This window comes from Agaribacter flavus (assembly GCF_042646125.1).
GTDB classification, from domain to species: Bacteria; Pseudomonadota; Gammaproteobacteria; order Enterobacterales; family Alteromonadaceae; genus Glaciecola; species Glaciecola flavus.
The window spans coordinates 142,803-158,735 of record NZ_JBHRSW010000047.1; the positions used below are offsets into that span (position 1 = coordinate 142,803).

12 protein-coding genes are annotated in these 15,933 nt (G+C 45.2%); 11 read left to right on the forward strand and 1 reads right to left on the reverse strand.

What is annotated here, in order from left to right; translation table 11 throughout:
• Positions 1–121: 121 nt before the first annotated feature.
• From ACFOHL_RS16310 to ACFOHL_RS16345, 8 genes are all read left to right on the forward strand, one after another.
• Entirely contained in the window at positions 122–1,351 is a 1,230-nt protein-coding gene (locus ACFOHL_RS16310; protein ID WP_376921302.1) for a TonB-dependent receptor plug domain-containing protein, read from the forward strand.
• A gap of 58 nt (positions 1,352–1,409) precedes the next feature.
• Positions 1,410–2,708, forward strand: a complete 1,299-nt coding sequence (locus ACFOHL_RS16315) for a TonB-dependent receptor (protein ID WP_376921380.1) — start codon at positions 1,410–1,412, stop codon at positions 2,706–2,708.
• A gap of 127 nt (positions 2,709–2,835) precedes the next feature.
• Positions 2,836–3,753 (forward strand): alpha/beta fold hydrolase, encoded by a 918-nt coding sequence (locus ACFOHL_RS16320; RefSeq protein WP_376921303.1) that lies wholly within the window; start codon positions 2,836–2,838, stop codon positions 3,751–3,753.
• Positions 3,740–5,161 carry a 3-isopropylmalate dehydratase large subunit gene (gene leuC / locus ACFOHL_RS16325; RefSeq protein ID WP_376921304.1) on the forward strand — a complete coding sequence of 474 codons (1,422 nt, stop codon included), beginning with the start codon at positions 3,740–3,742 and terminating at the stop codon, positions 5,159–5,161. The genes ACFOHL_RS16320 and leuC overlap by 14 nt, the downstream gene beginning before the upstream one ends.
• Complete coding sequence (gene leuD / locus ACFOHL_RS16330) at positions 5,158–5,763, forward strand: 3-isopropylmalate dehydratase small subunit (RefSeq protein ID WP_376921305.1); 606 nt, start codon at positions 5,158–5,160, stop codon at positions 5,761–5,763. The genes leuC and leuD overlap by 4 nt, the downstream gene beginning before the upstream one ends.
• Before the next feature lie 36 nt (positions 5,764–5,799).
• A complete protein-coding gene (locus ACFOHL_RS16335) occupies positions 5,800–7,326 on the forward strand; it encodes a S10 family peptidase (RefSeq protein WP_376921306.1) in 1,527 nt (508 codons plus the stop codon).
• Positions 7,327–7,334: 8 nt separating this feature from the next.
• Positions 7,335–8,651 (forward strand): metal-dependent hydrolase family protein, encoded by a 1,317-nt coding sequence (locus tag ACFOHL_RS16340; RefSeq protein ID WP_376921307.1) that lies wholly within the window; start codon positions 7,335–7,337, stop codon positions 8,649–8,651.
• Between the two features lie 127 nt (positions 8,652–8,778).
• Positions 8,779–10,146: an aminotransferase family protein gene (locus tag ACFOHL_RS16345; RefSeq protein WP_376921308.1), complete on the forward strand. Its 1,368-nt coding sequence runs from the start codon at positions 8,779–8,781 to the stop codon at positions 10,144–10,146.
• Positions 10,147–10,548: 402 nt separating this feature from the next.
• Here ACFOHL_RS16345 and ACFOHL_RS16350 read toward each other — a convergent pair whose 3' ends face one another.
• Positions 10,549–12,036 (reverse strand): alanine/glycine:cation symporter family protein, encoded by a 1,488-nt coding sequence (locus tag ACFOHL_RS16350; RefSeq protein ID WP_376921309.1) that lies wholly within the window; start codon positions 12,034–12,036, stop codon positions 10,549–10,551.
• Between the two features lie 196 nt (positions 12,037–12,232).
• Between ACFOHL_RS16350 and ACFOHL_RS16355 the strand changes: the two genes are divergently transcribed.
• The 3 genes from ACFOHL_RS16355 to pdxR all read left to right on the forward strand — a co-directional run bounded on the left by ACFOHL_RS16355 (position 12,233) and on the right by pdxR (position 15,897).
• The gene (locus ACFOHL_RS16355) at positions 12,233–12,982 is read left to right on the forward strand and encodes a sulfite exporter TauE/SafE family protein (protein WP_376921310.1); all 750 of its coding nucleotides are present in this window, start codon (positions 12,233–12,235) and stop codon (positions 12,980–12,982) included.
• Positions 12,983–12,991: 9 nt separating this feature from the next.
• Complete coding sequence (gene safD / locus ACFOHL_RS16360) at positions 12,992–14,362, forward strand: sulfoacetaldehyde dehydrogenase SafD (protein ID WP_376921311.1); 1,371 nt, start codon at positions 12,992–12,994, stop codon at positions 14,360–14,362.
• Positions 14,363–14,430: 68 nt separating this feature from the next.
• Positions 14,431–15,897, forward strand: a complete 1,467-nt coding sequence (gene pdxR, locus ACFOHL_RS16365; RefSeq protein WP_376921312.1) for a MocR-like pyridoxine biosynthesis transcription factor PdxR — start codon at positions 14,431–14,433, stop codon at positions 15,895–15,897.
• Positions 15,898–15,933 lie beyond the last annotated feature (36 nt).

The window sequence follows — 15,933 nt, forward strand, 5'->3', positions numbered from 1 at the left end:
GTAGTAATGAGTCTTCAAATTGCCTCATCAACTGGGGTGTCACGATTCAAGCCACACAACACACAAACACAAAAAGGATGTAAATAAGAGAATGCAAGATACTTAACTTGAGGAACAAGCCATGACAGCTACACCTACACATATCGATAAACCAAATTTCAAACTTAAAACATTATCAAAACGCATTATCTTGGCTTTGTCGCTTGGCATTTCTTCCTCTTTCCTGCCATCTGTATATGCGCAAACAGAGACCGCTGAGAGTAACGACGAGGCTGCAGCAAATGAAGAAGCTATCGAAAGAATCATACTAACCGGTACGCGGATACAACGAGCGGGCTTTGAAAGTTCGACGCCAGTCAATGTTGTGGGTTTAGAAGCGATCGAGCAGTCCGGGTATTCCAACTTATATGACGTACTAAAAACTGTCCCCTCAATCGGGGTGGGACTGGGTAGCGCCAATGCCAGTCCCGGTGGCTTGTCTAACCCAGAAGCGGGCGCATCATTTGTCAATCTCAGAGGTCTGGGAACGGACAGAAGCTTGGTCTTAATCGACGGTAGACGCAGAGTATCTGGAAGCAGCGCGTCTTCAGCCGTTGACTTGTCAATGATACCCGCAGGACTCATTAAACGGGTAGAGGTGATTACGGGAGGCGCTTCTGCTGTTTATGGTGCAGATGCGGTAAGTGGTGTGTTGAACATGATCATGAAAGACAGCATTGACGGCATCGAAGTGTCGACAAGTGCTGGTGCGTCAACAGAAGGTGGCGGTGGTGAACGGTTTTCCTTTGATTTTGCCGGTGGTGCAGAGTTTGATGGCGGCCGCGGTAGTATGGTTTTTGGTCTTAGTTTGAGCAAGGAACAAGAGCTTAGAACGTCACAGCGCGATTTTGGTACACAACTTAATCTACGCCCAAACCCAGACAACACTGGTCCTGATGATGGTATTCCTGATCGTATTCACGTTGATGATTTGGGCATTTTTGCTTTTTCGCCGAAAGGCGCATTTAATATTGGCGGCACATGGTATACAGCTGATCCTAACTTGAGACCTATTGACCGCGGTGTACCCTTTGACGGGATACGCGGCATTGGTGCAGAAGGTTTCCGTCAAGTTGACTTTTCTCGCCTCAGACAACAACAGCAAACTTTAGCAACAAGGCTCAGCATAGATTACGACCTATTTGATGATGTGTCATTTTTCCTCGATGCGGATTACGGCAAAACTGAAACTGTTGGTTCAGGCCAGCCCGACAATACAACACAAGGCGGCGGATTTACTATTAATCGCCTGCAGAGAGATAACCCTTTTATTCCAGCCGATATATCCGCTTGCTCAAGAACCACTTTCTGAGGCGGCAGCCGCTTACATTCAACACACTGCTTTGCGTTTTCATCGCAATAAACAACAGGTGTTTTCTGCGAGTTTAACAGGGGACATTTTTGAGCTTCCTGCAGGTGATGTGCAGTTTGCAACGGGTTATGAGCACCGTGAAGAGTCGATAAAGACCCTAGATGATGGTCTTGCTCGGCAAAACCGCTTGCACCTTTTTAGAGGGCAAGAGCCACAAGATGCTGATTTATCTGTTGATGAGGCTTACCTTGAGTTTGTGATCCCTGTATTGTCGGATTTAGCGGTGGTTGAGCAACTCGATCTTGAAGCCGCACTCAGGTACTCCGATTACGACACCATTGGTAGTACTTTGGCTTCTAAACTTGGCATAAACTGGGCTGTCTCAGAAGATTTACGTATTCGATTTTCGCAAGCGACCAGTGTAAGGGCGCCTAACTTGTCTGAGCTTTTTAGCCCGGGTGTGACAACGGGGGCATTTTTAGTCGATCCCTGTGATGTTTCGCAAATCACACTGGGTACGGCAACGCGAGAAGCAAATTGTGCAGCATTGGGTATCCCAGATGGCTGGGTTGATCCTAATGCCGCGCCAGCTAAAGAAGTCGTGACAGGTGGCAATACCAATTTGTCCGAAGAGCAATCTGATTCGATTACACTCGGCTTTGTTCTGACGCCAAGCGCCGTTGAGGGCTTAACCTTTTCAGTAGACTACTGGGATATTGAAATTACCGACGCCATTGGCTCGTTTGCAGTAAACGATATTATTCAAAAATGTGTAGATTCTCCCACAATTGACAATGAGTTTTGTCCGCTAATTACGAGGGACAATCAGTTGTCACTGGCGCGTATCGACGTGGCTAAAATCAACGTTGGGCGACTAGACGCTAGGGGCGTCGATTTTGAAGCTTATTATAAGCCTAAGCTTGACAGTGGTGAGTTAAGTGTGTCAATGACGGGTTCTTATTTGCTCGATCACGAACAGCTCATTGACTCCAATGATCCGACTAGTTTGTTTGTGACAAAGAACAACCCAGACAATCCAGAGTTAAGAACCAATCTGAATATTAGCTATTCACTGGACAACTGGTCTTATGGACTCAATACGCGCTATATTGGCTCGACATTGCTCGATCCAAATGTGCTGACTGATGAATCTATCGATACCAATGATGTGCCTAGCAGAATTTATAACGATGTGGTTGTCGGTTATACCTTTGATAATGAGCTGAGTTTAACCGCCACTATTACAAATTTAGCGGACATTGACCCACCAAGACGTGACGGCGTTTTCCTTGGGGCAAGAGGCAGTTACGACAATGTCGGCCGCTTTATTTCACTTAGAGCATCTTATCACTTTTAAGCGTACAAGAAGGGTAGACCCCGAATAGGGGTTACCCTCATCGGCTATCGAGTGGATGTTTATGCTTGCAAGCAGTGTTGTTGGCAGGACAATCAAACTAAGTAGCCAGCTAAATAAGGCAAATTCGATGTTTAGTAAATATCAAATAGGGCAAAAACGCGTGAACGGCGTTACCATTCATTATCGTATGGGCGGCGCTGGCCCTGCTTTGTTGTTGCTGCACGGGCACCCCCAAAATCATGTGATGTGGCATAAAGTCGCCGATGAACTTGCTGATAACTTTACGGTAGTGGCAGCTGACCTTCGTGGCTATGGCGACAGCGATAAACCATTAGGCGATAAAAATGGTACTTCGTATACCAAGCGTGAAATGGCGAAAGATCAGTGCCAATTAATGGCAGCTTTAGGGTTTTCATCTTTTCATATACTTGCTCATGACCGAGGTGCACGAGTTGCGCATCGCTTAGCAATGGACTTCCCCGAAAGTGTAAACAAGCTAATTTTGTTAGATATCGCACCTACCTTAGCCATGTATCGACAAACCAATGAACAATTTGCTAGGGCTTACTGGCATTGGTTCTTCTTGGTTCGTCCAGCGCCTTTGCCCGAAACACTGTTAGAAGCTGACCCAGAAAACTATTTGCATAGTGTGATGGGAGCGAGAAGTGCTGGGATGCAACCCTTCACACAACAAGCCCTTGCTGAGTACCTGAGGTGTTTGCGTTTACCCGGCACTGCACGCGGAATATGCGAGGATTATCGCGCAAGTGCGGGGATGGATCTCCAGCACGACCAAGACGATATTACAGCAAACAACAAAATCACTTGCCCTTTACTGATTTTATGGGGTGAAGAAGGCACCGTTGGCAAATGCTTCAATCCTTTGGCAGAGTGGCAAAAACTTGCTTTGCATGCTAAGGGGCAGGCACTGCCTTCGGGTCACTACATTGCTGAGGAAATTCCCTCAGTGTTGTTGGAGCATGTGTATGCGTTTCTCAAGCCTGAATTGCCTCTGAATAATGGAAATTACCATGTCGACGCCTAAAACACTTTATGAAAAGCTTGTTGCGTCTCACACCGTTTGTGAGCTGGATGATCGCGGCCATGTCTTATTGTACGTGGATCGGCAAGTACTTAATGAATACACCAGTCCTCAAGCATTCAGTGGCCTACGAGAGGCAAATAGAAAACTATGGCGACCAAATACGTCGCTTGCCGTTGTGGATCATGTGAATTCGACAGCCCCAAAGCGTGTGGCGGTTGAGCCTCAGGAAGGTGGCGCGCTGCAAGTTAATTATTTTGCTGAAAACTGCCGTGATTTTGGTATTGAATTATTTGACATCCTAGATAGCCGACAGGGTATTGAGCACGTTGTGGCACCTGAACAAGGGTTTATTTTACCTGGCATGGTAGTCGCGGCGGGAGACAGCCACACGACGACCTATGGCGCATTAGGTGCATTGGGTTTTGGTATTGGTACTTCAGAAATTGAGCACTTACTCGCGACCCAAACTCTGATTTATAAAAAGCTCAAAACCATGAGAGTGACTATACAAGGTGAATTGGCTTTAGGCATTACCTCAAAAGATGTCATCATGGAGTTAATCCGAAAAATTGGTGCTGATGGTGCAACGGGATATGCAATTGAATTTTGTGGTCCAACCGTTGATAGCATGAGTGTAGAAGCTCGTATGACGGTTTGTAATATGGCGGTAGAAGCGGGAGCAAGAGGAGCATATATGGCACCCGACGAGACCGTATTCGAATATTTAAAATCGAAACCCAGGGTACCCAAAGATGCACTGTGGGAACAGGCGCTCGCACAATGGCGCTTACTCAAGAGTGACCCTGATGCTGTTTTTGACAAAGATGTGCATATAGATGCTTCAGAGGTCAAGCCCCTCGTCACGTGGGGAACCAGCCCCGATCAAGTGGTTGATATCAGTAGTCGTGTACCAAATCCTCTTGAACAAGCTAATAAAGCTGAGCAAAAAGCGATGCAGCGTGCCTTAAATTATATGGGTTTGGCAGCGAATACGCCCATGCAAGACATTTCTATTTCACACGCTTTTATTGGGTCATGCACCAATGCGCGCATAGAGGATTTGCGAGAAGTGGCAAAGATAGTTAAGGGAAAAAAGGTCGCGCCAGGCGTAAGAGCGATGATAGTTCCAGGCTCTTCCAATGTCCGAGCCCAAGCAGATGCAGAAGGGTTGTCTGCCATATTCATTGACGCCGGATTTGAATGGCGTCAATCGGGTTGCTCAATGTGTTTAGCGATGAACGACGACGTGCTCAGCCCCGGTGACCGTTGCGCTTCGAGCACCAATCGCAATTTCGAAGGACGGCAAGGAGCTGGTGTCAGGACGCACTTGATGAGCCCTGCCATGGCTGCCGCCGCTGCTATCACTGGGCACTTATGTGATATTCGTTCGTGGGAGGTGGCAAAGTGACAGGTTTTATCAAAGAACAAGGGATTATTGCGCCGATGTTAGCCAACAACATCGATACTGACGTGATTATGCCCAAGCAATTTTTAAAAGGCATTGACCGAAAAGGCTTAGACCGAGGTGTTTTTTTTGACCAACGATTTTTAGCCAATGGTGAACGCAATCCTGATTTTGTGTTAAACCAAGCACCGTGGAGTAGTGCTAAATTTCTAGCAACCGGTTCTAATTTTGGCTGTGGGTCGAGCAGAGAGCACGCCGTGTGGGGGTTAAAACAACTCGGTATTCGCGCAATAATTGGCACAAGTTTTGGCGGTATCTTTTTTGATAATTGCCAGCGCAATGGTTTACTGGTGATTGAGTTAAGTGACGAACAAATGCAGTACTTTAGCGAACAAGTTGTGCGCAGTGACCTTGGTCAAATAGATATCGATTTACCTGAGCAATCGATCACGGTGGGTGAACAATGTTTAGCGTTTGAGATAGAGGCTTTAAGAAAGAATGCCTTACTCAGTGGCTTAGATGCGATTGGTTCGACACTGCAGCGCAAAGACGCCATTACACAATTCGAACGCAAACATTTACAAGCCAATCCATGGTTAGCTTAATCATTAGTATTTTAGATTTTACAGAAGGAGCAAACTATGTCATGCATGCATAGATTGAGGGTGAGCGTGGTGTTGACATATATCGCTTTTTCTAGCGCTTTATGTGCAACAGTTGAGACTGGAAATGACGCCAAGTCTTTTACAAAAGAAGCTAAGATCCAAGTAGGTGGAAAAACGCTGCGCTATGTGAGCACAGCGGCAGAAACGATACTGAGAGATGGCGAGGGCAATCCTATTGCTTCGATTTGGAGTGTTGCCTATACAAAACCAGATGCAAAAAAAGAAAATCGTCCAGTGACCTTTATATACAACGGTGGCCCAGGCGCATCATCTTCAGTATTACATATTGGTTTACTGGGTCCCAAAATTGTGCGTCGAGAGGGGGCGCCAAATTCGGATGACGGGGCAGCACCTTATGCGCTAATAGACAATCCAAATAGTATTTTGGATTTGACCGATTTGGTGTTTGTTGATCCGGTGGGTACCGGCTACAGTCACGCATTGGGCGATAAATCTAATCAAGACTTTTGGAGTGTTGGAGCAGATGCGCGATCCATGGGCGATTTTATTCGCCAGTGGATAGCGGACAAGCAAAGGTGGAATGCACCAAAACACATCTTGGGTCTAAGCTATGGCACCACCCGTGCTGTGGGTGTAGCTCACTATCTGCATACTGCACATGGTATCGATATGAACAGTTTATTGCTCTTAGGTCCCGCCTTGGATCTTGGTGGGTTGTCCTCCGTTGATAATAACTTACTTGCATACATTGGTTACTTGCCCTCCATGGCGACAGTCGCTCACTATCATGGCAAGGCAGGTCAAGGAAAACCCCTAGGCGCCTTTGCAAAAGAAGCAAGAGAGTTTGCTTTAAATGACTATGCCGGAGCATTGTTCAAAGGCAACATGATGTCAGATGAGGAACGTAGCAGGGTGATAAAACAATTTGCTGATTTTACCGGTTTAGAAGAAAGCTACGTATCTGCTGCTAACTTGCGTGTGCTTGTTCCCCGTTTTCGCAAGGAATTATTAAGAAAGGAAGGACTTACTATCGGTTACAGCGATGGCCGCTATACTGGAGACGAATTTGATGATACCGCCTCTGATCCCTTAAGTGGTGATCCATCAATGTACAAAGAATCAGGTATGTACGCAGCGGGTTTTCATCATTACATGACTCAGCTTGGGGTGACGATGCCAATGCCATATAAGTTATGGAATTCGCAAGTGGGTAAGGATTGGGATTGGCGACCAGATGTAAAGGCTTACGCTGATCCACAACGATATCGCGTGGCTAAACGAGCAAACATCATTGAAGTGGCGAGTAAGCTTGGCACCTTAATGCGCAGAAACGAGGCGCTAGAAGTCTTTGCTGCCTCGGGTTTATACGATATCGTCACCCCTTTTTTTGATACAGAACGCACCTTTGCAAACCATGGCATTATTCAGGATCGGGTCGCGCTTAAGTATTACGAATCAGGCCATCGTTTGTGGGCAGATATCAAGAGTTGGGAAGCCTTGTCTGCCGATATTCGTCAATTTTATCTCGACAAACAAAGGTAGAGGCTAGTATGAAATTTTCTTTTACCAAGTGTATTGCTTTATCACTTTCACTGATTTCTCTCTCTTGTCTGAGCGCTGAATATGTGATCGTGCATGCGGGTAAGCTGATGGCTGTGCCCAGCAAACCTGTTCTCACAAAACAAAGCATTGTGATTAAAGACGGTAAAGTCCAGCGCGTTGTGCCGGGTTACATTGACAAAACGAAGCTTTCGTTAAATAAGGATGATAGCCTCACCGTTCACGATCTTAAGCAGATGTTTGTACTCCCTGGATTAATTGACGGGCACGTACACATCACTGACGAATTGGGGCCTCGTACTAAACTACAACGCGTTGAGCTGTCCCATCCAGACACTGCGTTGTTTGCGGCGCGAAATGCGAAAATAGTGTTACAGGCAGGTTTTACCACGGTGCGTGATTTAGGCGGTAGAGGCGGCGACTCGGTCTTTGCTCTGCGCGATGCTATTGCTAAAGACTATGTACCCGGTCCCCGTATTTTTGCCGCAGGGGATGTCATATCGCCAACTGGCGGACATGGACAGCGTCATGGATTTAGAGACGATGTATTTACGGTGATCAAACATACGGGTATCTGTGATGGTGTGGCTGACTGTAGACGCGCTGTGCGCGATCAGGTTAGGCGTTCGGCTGACCATATCAAATTTGTGTCTACGGGTGGAGTATTGTCAGAAACCGCATCGGGTACTGGCCAGCAATTTTTTGATGATGAGTTAAAAGCCATTGTTGATACTGCTCATGCGCTTGGTAGAAAAGTCGCGGCTCATGCACACAATGCTGATGGTATCAATGCCGCGCTAAGAGCGGGAGTTGATTCTATTGAACACGGTACGTTTTCTGATGAGACCTCGTTTGCACTGTTTAATCAAACAGGGGCGTATCTAGTGCCTACTTTGTTGGCTGGTGCAGCCGTGTCTGAAATTGCCGCAGACGAAGATTCGTTTTTTGCTGCTTCTGTCAGAGCAAAAGCAAAATTGATAGGACCAATGCTGATCAAAGCGCTCAGTAAAGCGCATAAAGCAGGGGTAAAAATTGCCTTTGGAACGGACAGTTATGTGTCTAAACATGGCATTAACGCGCGAGAATTTGAGTTAATGGTAGAGGCGGGTTTGAGTCCCGAGGAAGCGATTATCACTGCCACGGTAAACGGTGCAGATAACCTCGGGCAAGCAGACAAACTAGGCACCTTAGAAACAGGAAAGTACGCTGACCTAGTAGCTGTGACTGGCAACCCGCTTGAAGACATCAGCGAGCTCACAGATATTGACTTTGTGATGAAAGAAGGCGTTGTTTACAAACAAAAATAGCGTATTTCCCCGCTTTCGTTTTCAACTGGCATGATCGGTAACAAAAATCTGGCTCTGGCTGCTTTTGCACTATCCTCCTAGCATGGAGACATGGCTATTTTATGGTATTAACAAGGCAGATTGCGCAATGACCCATTCGGTTCAACAAGATAAAAAAAGCGTTTGGCACCATCTTACTCCACATCAGATCTTTGATCACAACGACCCGCTTGTGATGGTCAAAGGCGAAGGAATGCGCGTATGGGACATAAACGGGAAAGAGTACTTAGATGCATCTTCTGGTGGTTTATGGACGGTCAACGTCGGTTATGGTCGCACTGAAATTGCTGATGCGGTGAGAGAGCAGCTGCTAACACTCAATTATTTTGCGCAAACCGCAGGTAATATACCTGCCAGTGAATTTGCAGAAAAGCTTATCGAAAAAATGCCCGGCATGAGTCGCGTTTATTATGCAAACTCCGGCTCCGAAGCAAATGAAAAAGCCTTCAAGATGGTGCGTCAAATCGCCCAGAAAAAGTACGGCGGCAAAAAGCGCAAAATTCTTTATCGTGAGCGCGATTACCATGGTACGACTATTGCGTGTTTAAGCGCGACAGGTCAAGAACAACGGCGTGACCACTATGGACCGTTTGTGCCAGACTTTATCCAAGTGCCACACTGCTGTGAATATCGTTCACAGTGGGGCGAAGTAGAAGATTACGGCATACGTGCCGCTAACGAAATAGAGCGCGTTATTTTGGAGGAAGACCCTTCAACAGTAGGCGCGTTGTGCTTGGAGCCTATCACGGCAGGTGGTGGCGTCATTACGCCTCCTGAGGGTTATTGGCAGCGTGTTCAAGAGATCTGCAAAAAGTACGACATAATTTTGCATATAGACGAGGTAGTATGCGGCTTAGGGCGCACTGGAAAGTGGTTTGGCTATCAACAGTATGGCATTCAACCAGACATCGTCACTATGGCAAAAGGTGTGGCCTCCGGCTATGCAGCAATATCCTGTACTGTGACGACAGAAGCCATTTTTAACATGTTTAAAGAAGTCGAACACGATGCAAAAATGGATTATTTTCGCGATGTATCGACCTTTGGAGGATGTACCTCTGGGCCTGCCGCTGCCTTAGCAAATCTTAATATTATTGAGCGAGAGAACTTGCTTGAAAATGCCGATAAACAAGGTAAGTACTTACTTTCTCTTTTACACGGTTTGCAAGAGAAACATAGTATTATCGGCGATGTGAGAGGTTTGGGTCTTTTTGCTGGATTTGAACTAGTAGAGGATCGACAAACAAAAGTACCTGTAGATGAGTCAGTGTCTGCAGCGATTGCTGCTCACTGTATGAAGCAAGGTGTGTTGATTGGACGTACTAACCGTTCATTTGCGCTGTTTAACAATACCATTTGTTTAAGCCCTGCCTTAATCGCCACAAAACAAGACATCGACGACATCGTTCATGCCTTAGATTGTGCGTTAACTGAGGTTGTGGCCGAGACCAAATAGCCCCTGAACAAGATCTGGTGAGTTGTATCAGGCTGGAAGGTTTTGTTTTACGTAAATGATAAAGTTAGTACGTTTTCGTGATAGTTCTGGGATATTCCGGTTCTATTATTACCTCATCACCTTGCTGAGGTGTGTTTCATGTGTAAGGTTTCCCTAAACCTATTTTTAGAGGCTCATTGAGCCTCTTTTTTTTATCTGTCATCTTTACCAATACCTGTCACCGTGCGCTAGGATCTTTCCTCAGCCACATTGCTTTTGATGTTGGTAAACCACAAATCGAACGGTTGTGAAAGCAAGAGTAGAAGTGTTGGCAAGGTACAGCTTTGCTTGTGCTCTACTACCTTGCGTTTGAGGTTCGCTGTTGACCTTTGGTGTACAACAAAGGTCAACAGGCTCTAGTAATTACTTGAACTTTGCCAGATATTCATTCACCTCACGCTTCACCTCTGGTGCAAAAAGATAGAGGCCAATGATGTTAGGGATAGATATCAAAAAGACGATGGCATCTGAGAAATTCAGGACTGAAGTGAGGTTAGTCATACACCCTAAGATGATAAACATACAAAATATAAACTTGAATATGAGTTGAGTGAGTTGTTTTTCACCAAACAAAAAGGTCCAGCCCTTCAGTCCGTAATATGACCACGAAATGGAAGTTGAAAAGGCAAAAAGCAGAGCGGCAAGAGCCAAAGGATAGGGTGCCCAACTGACGTGGTGAGCAAACGAAGCAGAAGTCAGGGAGATGCCTTCTAATCCGCTATCCATTAAACCGTTAGGAATAGCGGTGGTAATGATAACCAAAGACGTCAACGTACAAATGACCACGGTGTCGATGAAGGGTTCCAGTAGCGAAACAATGCCTTCAGAAGCGGGTTTATCAGTTTGTACTGCTGAGTGTGCAATAGCTGCTGAGCCGATACCTGCTTCGTTAGAAAATAACGCTCGCTGAAATCCTACAATCAATGCACCAATTGCACCACCTGTCACACCGTCACTGGTAAAGGCATTTGTTACTATTAATTTGATGGCATTGGGAATATGCTCTGCACTCATCGCAATGATGACCAAGGCTGATACAACATAAAGCACAGCCATAAAAGGTACAACTTTACCGACGACTTTTGCAATCGATTTGATACCGCCAAGAATGACGACGGCAATAACAAGTGCTAGTAGAAAACCGAATAACCATGCTTTGTCAGAAAAAAAGCTGTCTTCACCACCAGAAATACCTACGACTTGCATATAGGCTTGGTTGGATTGGAACATATTGCCAATTCCCATGCAGCCAACAACTAAGGCAACCGCATAAAAGACGCCCAAGGCTTTACCAAGTTTTGGTTTATTGCGCTTGACCAAGCATTGTTCTAAGTAATACATTGGCCCGCCTGACACCGAGCCATCTGCATTAATACGTCTGTATTTCACCCCAAGCGTACATTCGACCAACTTTGTCGACATAGACAAAAAGCCCGCCACGATTAGCCAAAAGGCAGCACCCGGTCCACCAATACCGATTGCGACCGCAACGCCCCCGATGTTACCAATGCCAACCGTGCCCGACACTGCGGTCGCCACTGCTTGGAAATGAGATATTTCGCCAGTGTGGTTGGGGTCGTCATAATCACCCCTGACAAGGCGCAGGGCATGGGGGAATGCGCGAATATTCATGAAACCCAGATAAAACGTAAAAAATATTGCCGCAATCGCCAACCATATAACGATCACTGGAATGGCTTGCCCAAACAGCGTGATTTTAAAAAACACGATATCTGACAGCGATTGACTAAATGGGCTGACCCATTCATCAATGGTCTGATCTAAGGATTTAGCGTGGGCGGAAAAAGGAGAAATAAGTGCTAGGAAAACAAAAAAAATATTAGGTTTCATTATTATTCTTCGATAATTTTTTTACCACTCTACCGACAAAATTCGGCAGACAACACAACCAGCGTACACAAAATGACCATACCAGCAAACTATCATTATACTTATCTGGTCTGATTAAAGATAATTTGTTGGTACTGTGTATCTCATCGAGATTTTTTTACAGTAACTTATATTAAACAACCGAGCCAACACGCGAATGGAAATACCTGAACTTTCTTGGCTGGCGATTGCTGTGATGTGCGGCGCCGTCATCATAGCGTCTGTCATTACTTCCGTTACAGGGATGGCCGGTGGCATCTTAATGTTTGCGGCGATGAGTATATATATTCCTCTCAAACCATTGATCGCAACGCACGGTGCCGTGCAAATATTCAATAACGCGACGCGTACTTGGTATTTGCGCAAACATATTCATTGGCAAAAGTGTTGGCCTTTTATTGTTGGTGCAACGCTAGGTACAGTCGTTACCACGGTATTTATTGCTGAGTATTTAGGTGAGTTTTACCCTTTATTACTGTTGGTTGGCTTAACGATTTACACCTTATTTAAGCCCAAACGTTTGCCTGATATTAAAGTGGCGGATAAACATTTTGTTTGGGTCGGGTTTGCGACGGGCTTCATCGGTATAACCGTTGGTGTGATCGATCCTATTCTCGCCGTTTTTTTTATGCGTGATGATTTGAGCAAAGAAGCCATCATTGCTAACAAATCAATGATGCAAGCGTATACGCATTTAACCAAAATCCCAGCGTTTATCTATTTGGGCTTTTCGTTTATTGATGCCTTTGAACTTATTTTAATATTAAGCTTGGCAGGTGTTGTCGGGGCAAAACTTGGTGTTTGGTTGTTGGACAAAATAGACAATCAACTGTTTTTTAAACTCATGCGATTTACTTTGTTTCTCGCACTGATAAAAATGCTTTATCAACTTTATTCATTGCTATAGGAGTCATGAATGAACACAACATATAAGATTTACAATCCTTTCGATAACGAACTAATCGACGAATTTGTTTATGACACCGCACAGCAAGTGAATGAGAAAGTGGCGTTACTCAAGCAAGGGCGAAAAACCTTGAGAGATATTCCGGCTTTCAAACGCAGTGAAATACTTAGACGCTTAGCAGAGTTATTAGAAGAGCACGCCGAAACACTTGCAGAACTCATTACGCGCGAAACAGGTAAAACGATTTCTGACAGTCGCGTCGAAATGAACCGAGCGATCAACGCCGCTATTGCCAGTGCGGAGGAAGCAAGACAAATATCTGGCGAAGTACTAGACTCCGACGCTTATTCTCCAGCACGCGGCAAATTGGGTATCGTATGTTGGAAACCCTTGGGTACCGTCTTGTGTATTACACCTTTTAACTTTCCAATAAATATTGCTATTCATAAATTAGCACCGGCTATCGCGGGTGGAAATACTGTACTCTTTAAACCAGGTCCTCAAAATACGGCTTCTGCGCAGTTGCTGACCCGTTTGTGCTACGAAGCAGGTATTCCCGAAGCGTGTTTACAACTTTGTATGCCTGATATTCCTGACATGCCAAGTTTAGTCGCTCACCCTGATATTTCTTGTATAAACTTTACCGGTGGTACGGCAACGGCCAATGCAATATCGTCAGCCGCAGGGTATAAAAAATTATTGTTAGAACTAGGCGGAAACGACCCCCTTATCGTGATGCCTGATGCTGATTTAAATGCAGCGGCGGATGCTGCCATCAACCAGCGCTTCGCGACGGCTGGTCAACGTTGTACGGCGGCAAAGCGCGTGTTTGTGCACAATGAGGTATTTAGTGCGTTTAGAGCGCTGTTGTTGGAAAAAACCAGTAAACTTAAGGTGGGTAACCCCATTGAAGACGATACATTTATTGGACCGGTCATCAATCAAAAAGCAGCCAATGAAATTCAAGCGAGGATAGAAGACGCGATTCAACATGGGGCAAAGCTCATTTGTGGGAATCAAATGGATGGTTGCATCGTCTACCCAACCATCTTAGAAGATGTGCCCTATACTTGTGACTTGATCAAAGAAGAAACCTTTGGACCCGTCATCCCGCTTTGTAAATTTACTGATATTGAGGAGATCGTACCGATCATTAACAGTTCGGCATATGGCTTACAGGCCGGTATTTTTACGCAAAACCTCGCGCTCTCAAAATATTTGTATGAAGAACTAGAAGTGGGCACTTTGGCAGTAAATGATGGCCCAGGCTTTAGGAGTGAACACTTTCCTTTTGGTGGGGTAAAAGAAAGCGGTATTGGTCGCGAAGGGATCAAATATGCCATTCGTGAAATGAGTTATTTAAAAACTCTGGTAATTTAAGCATTTATTAAGGCTTAAATTACTGGTTTAATTGAACAATTACCCAGTGACTAAGTCAGTTGTCTAGTATGCTTGAACAGTTAATCAATATCGATAAAAACGCGAGTGAGAGTTTAAAAGATCAAATCAAACGCGCTATCTCGATCGCAATATTGGATGAAAGGATCTCTATCCACAAACCCTTGCCATCTAGTAGAAAGCTCTCGCAAGCGCTAAAAGTATCTCGTCAGACCGTCATGTTTGCGTTTGAGGATTTAGTCGGGGATGGATACCTGATTGCTAAATCACGTAGGGGATATTTTGCTAACCCTGAGATATTAAAGGGCACCGCAAAGGTTGATCAAACAGAGGCTCCTGTCTCGCAAAGCAAGCCTGATTGGCAAGGGCGATTTGCATTTACGCCGAGCCACCAGCGCAACATAACAAAGCCTTCTGACTGGCAAAAGTATCCCTATCCTTTTATTTCGGGGCAAATCGACCCTGCATCCTTTCCTATTGCTGAATGGCGAGAGTGTTCAAAACAGGCACTGAACGTTATTGCGGTAAAAGACTGGACAAGTGATCAATTAGAAGCCGACGATCCCATGCTAATAGAGCAAATCCGCTCTCGCGTGTTACCCAGAAGAGGAATTTGGGCTAAGGCCGAAGAAATATTAGTTACCGTCGGCACACAACAGTCCTTGTATTTGCTATCGACCTTATTGGCAGGCAAAGGCAAAACCATTGCCATGGAAAACCCAGGTTACCCAGATGCGCGAAATATCTTTTGTAATCACTTCGACAAGGTAATCGAACAAGCAATCGATCAAGATGGCTTGCTCATCAACGACAATCTCAATCAGGCTGACTATGCTTATATTACGCCTAGTCATCAATGGCCAACATCCGTAACCATGCCAATTTCAAGGCGAAAACACTTGCTTAAGAAAGCCGTTGAGCAAGACTTGATCATACTTGAAGATGATTATGAAATAGAAAGTAACTACATCGATGAACCTTTACCCGCACTAAAAAGCCTAGATATAGACGATCGCGTTATTTACATGAGTAGTTTTTCGAAGGTCTTAGCGCCGGGGCTGCGCATGGGATTTATGGTCGCGCCTAAAGCTCTAATCGACGAAGCGAGAGTGCTGCGCCGATTGATGATGCGTCATCCTCCTTTAAACAATCAACGTATGACAGCCTTGTTTATCGCGAGAGGGCATTATGATGCTTTGATAAAACGGCTATGGCGGGTTTATAAAAACAACTGGCATAGCATGAACGACGCTATTGACAAGTATATCCCCACAAACATCAAACTACCTGTCAACGGCGGCACGACTAGTTGGATTAAAGGCCCCGACGGCTTAAATTGTCAAATCCTACAAAAAAAAGCGAGAGAACAAGGTATTTTAATAGAATTGGGCGATATCGCATTTGCAGACGATAGCCAAGCGAAGCAATACTTTCGTCTCGGCTTTACGGTTATTCCCAATCACAAAATTGAAGCAGGGATTCAAAAGCTCGCTGCCTTGATTCGGGAGCTTAGTTGATAAGCTGGTAACTCTTTGTCTGTTTATGATTTTACT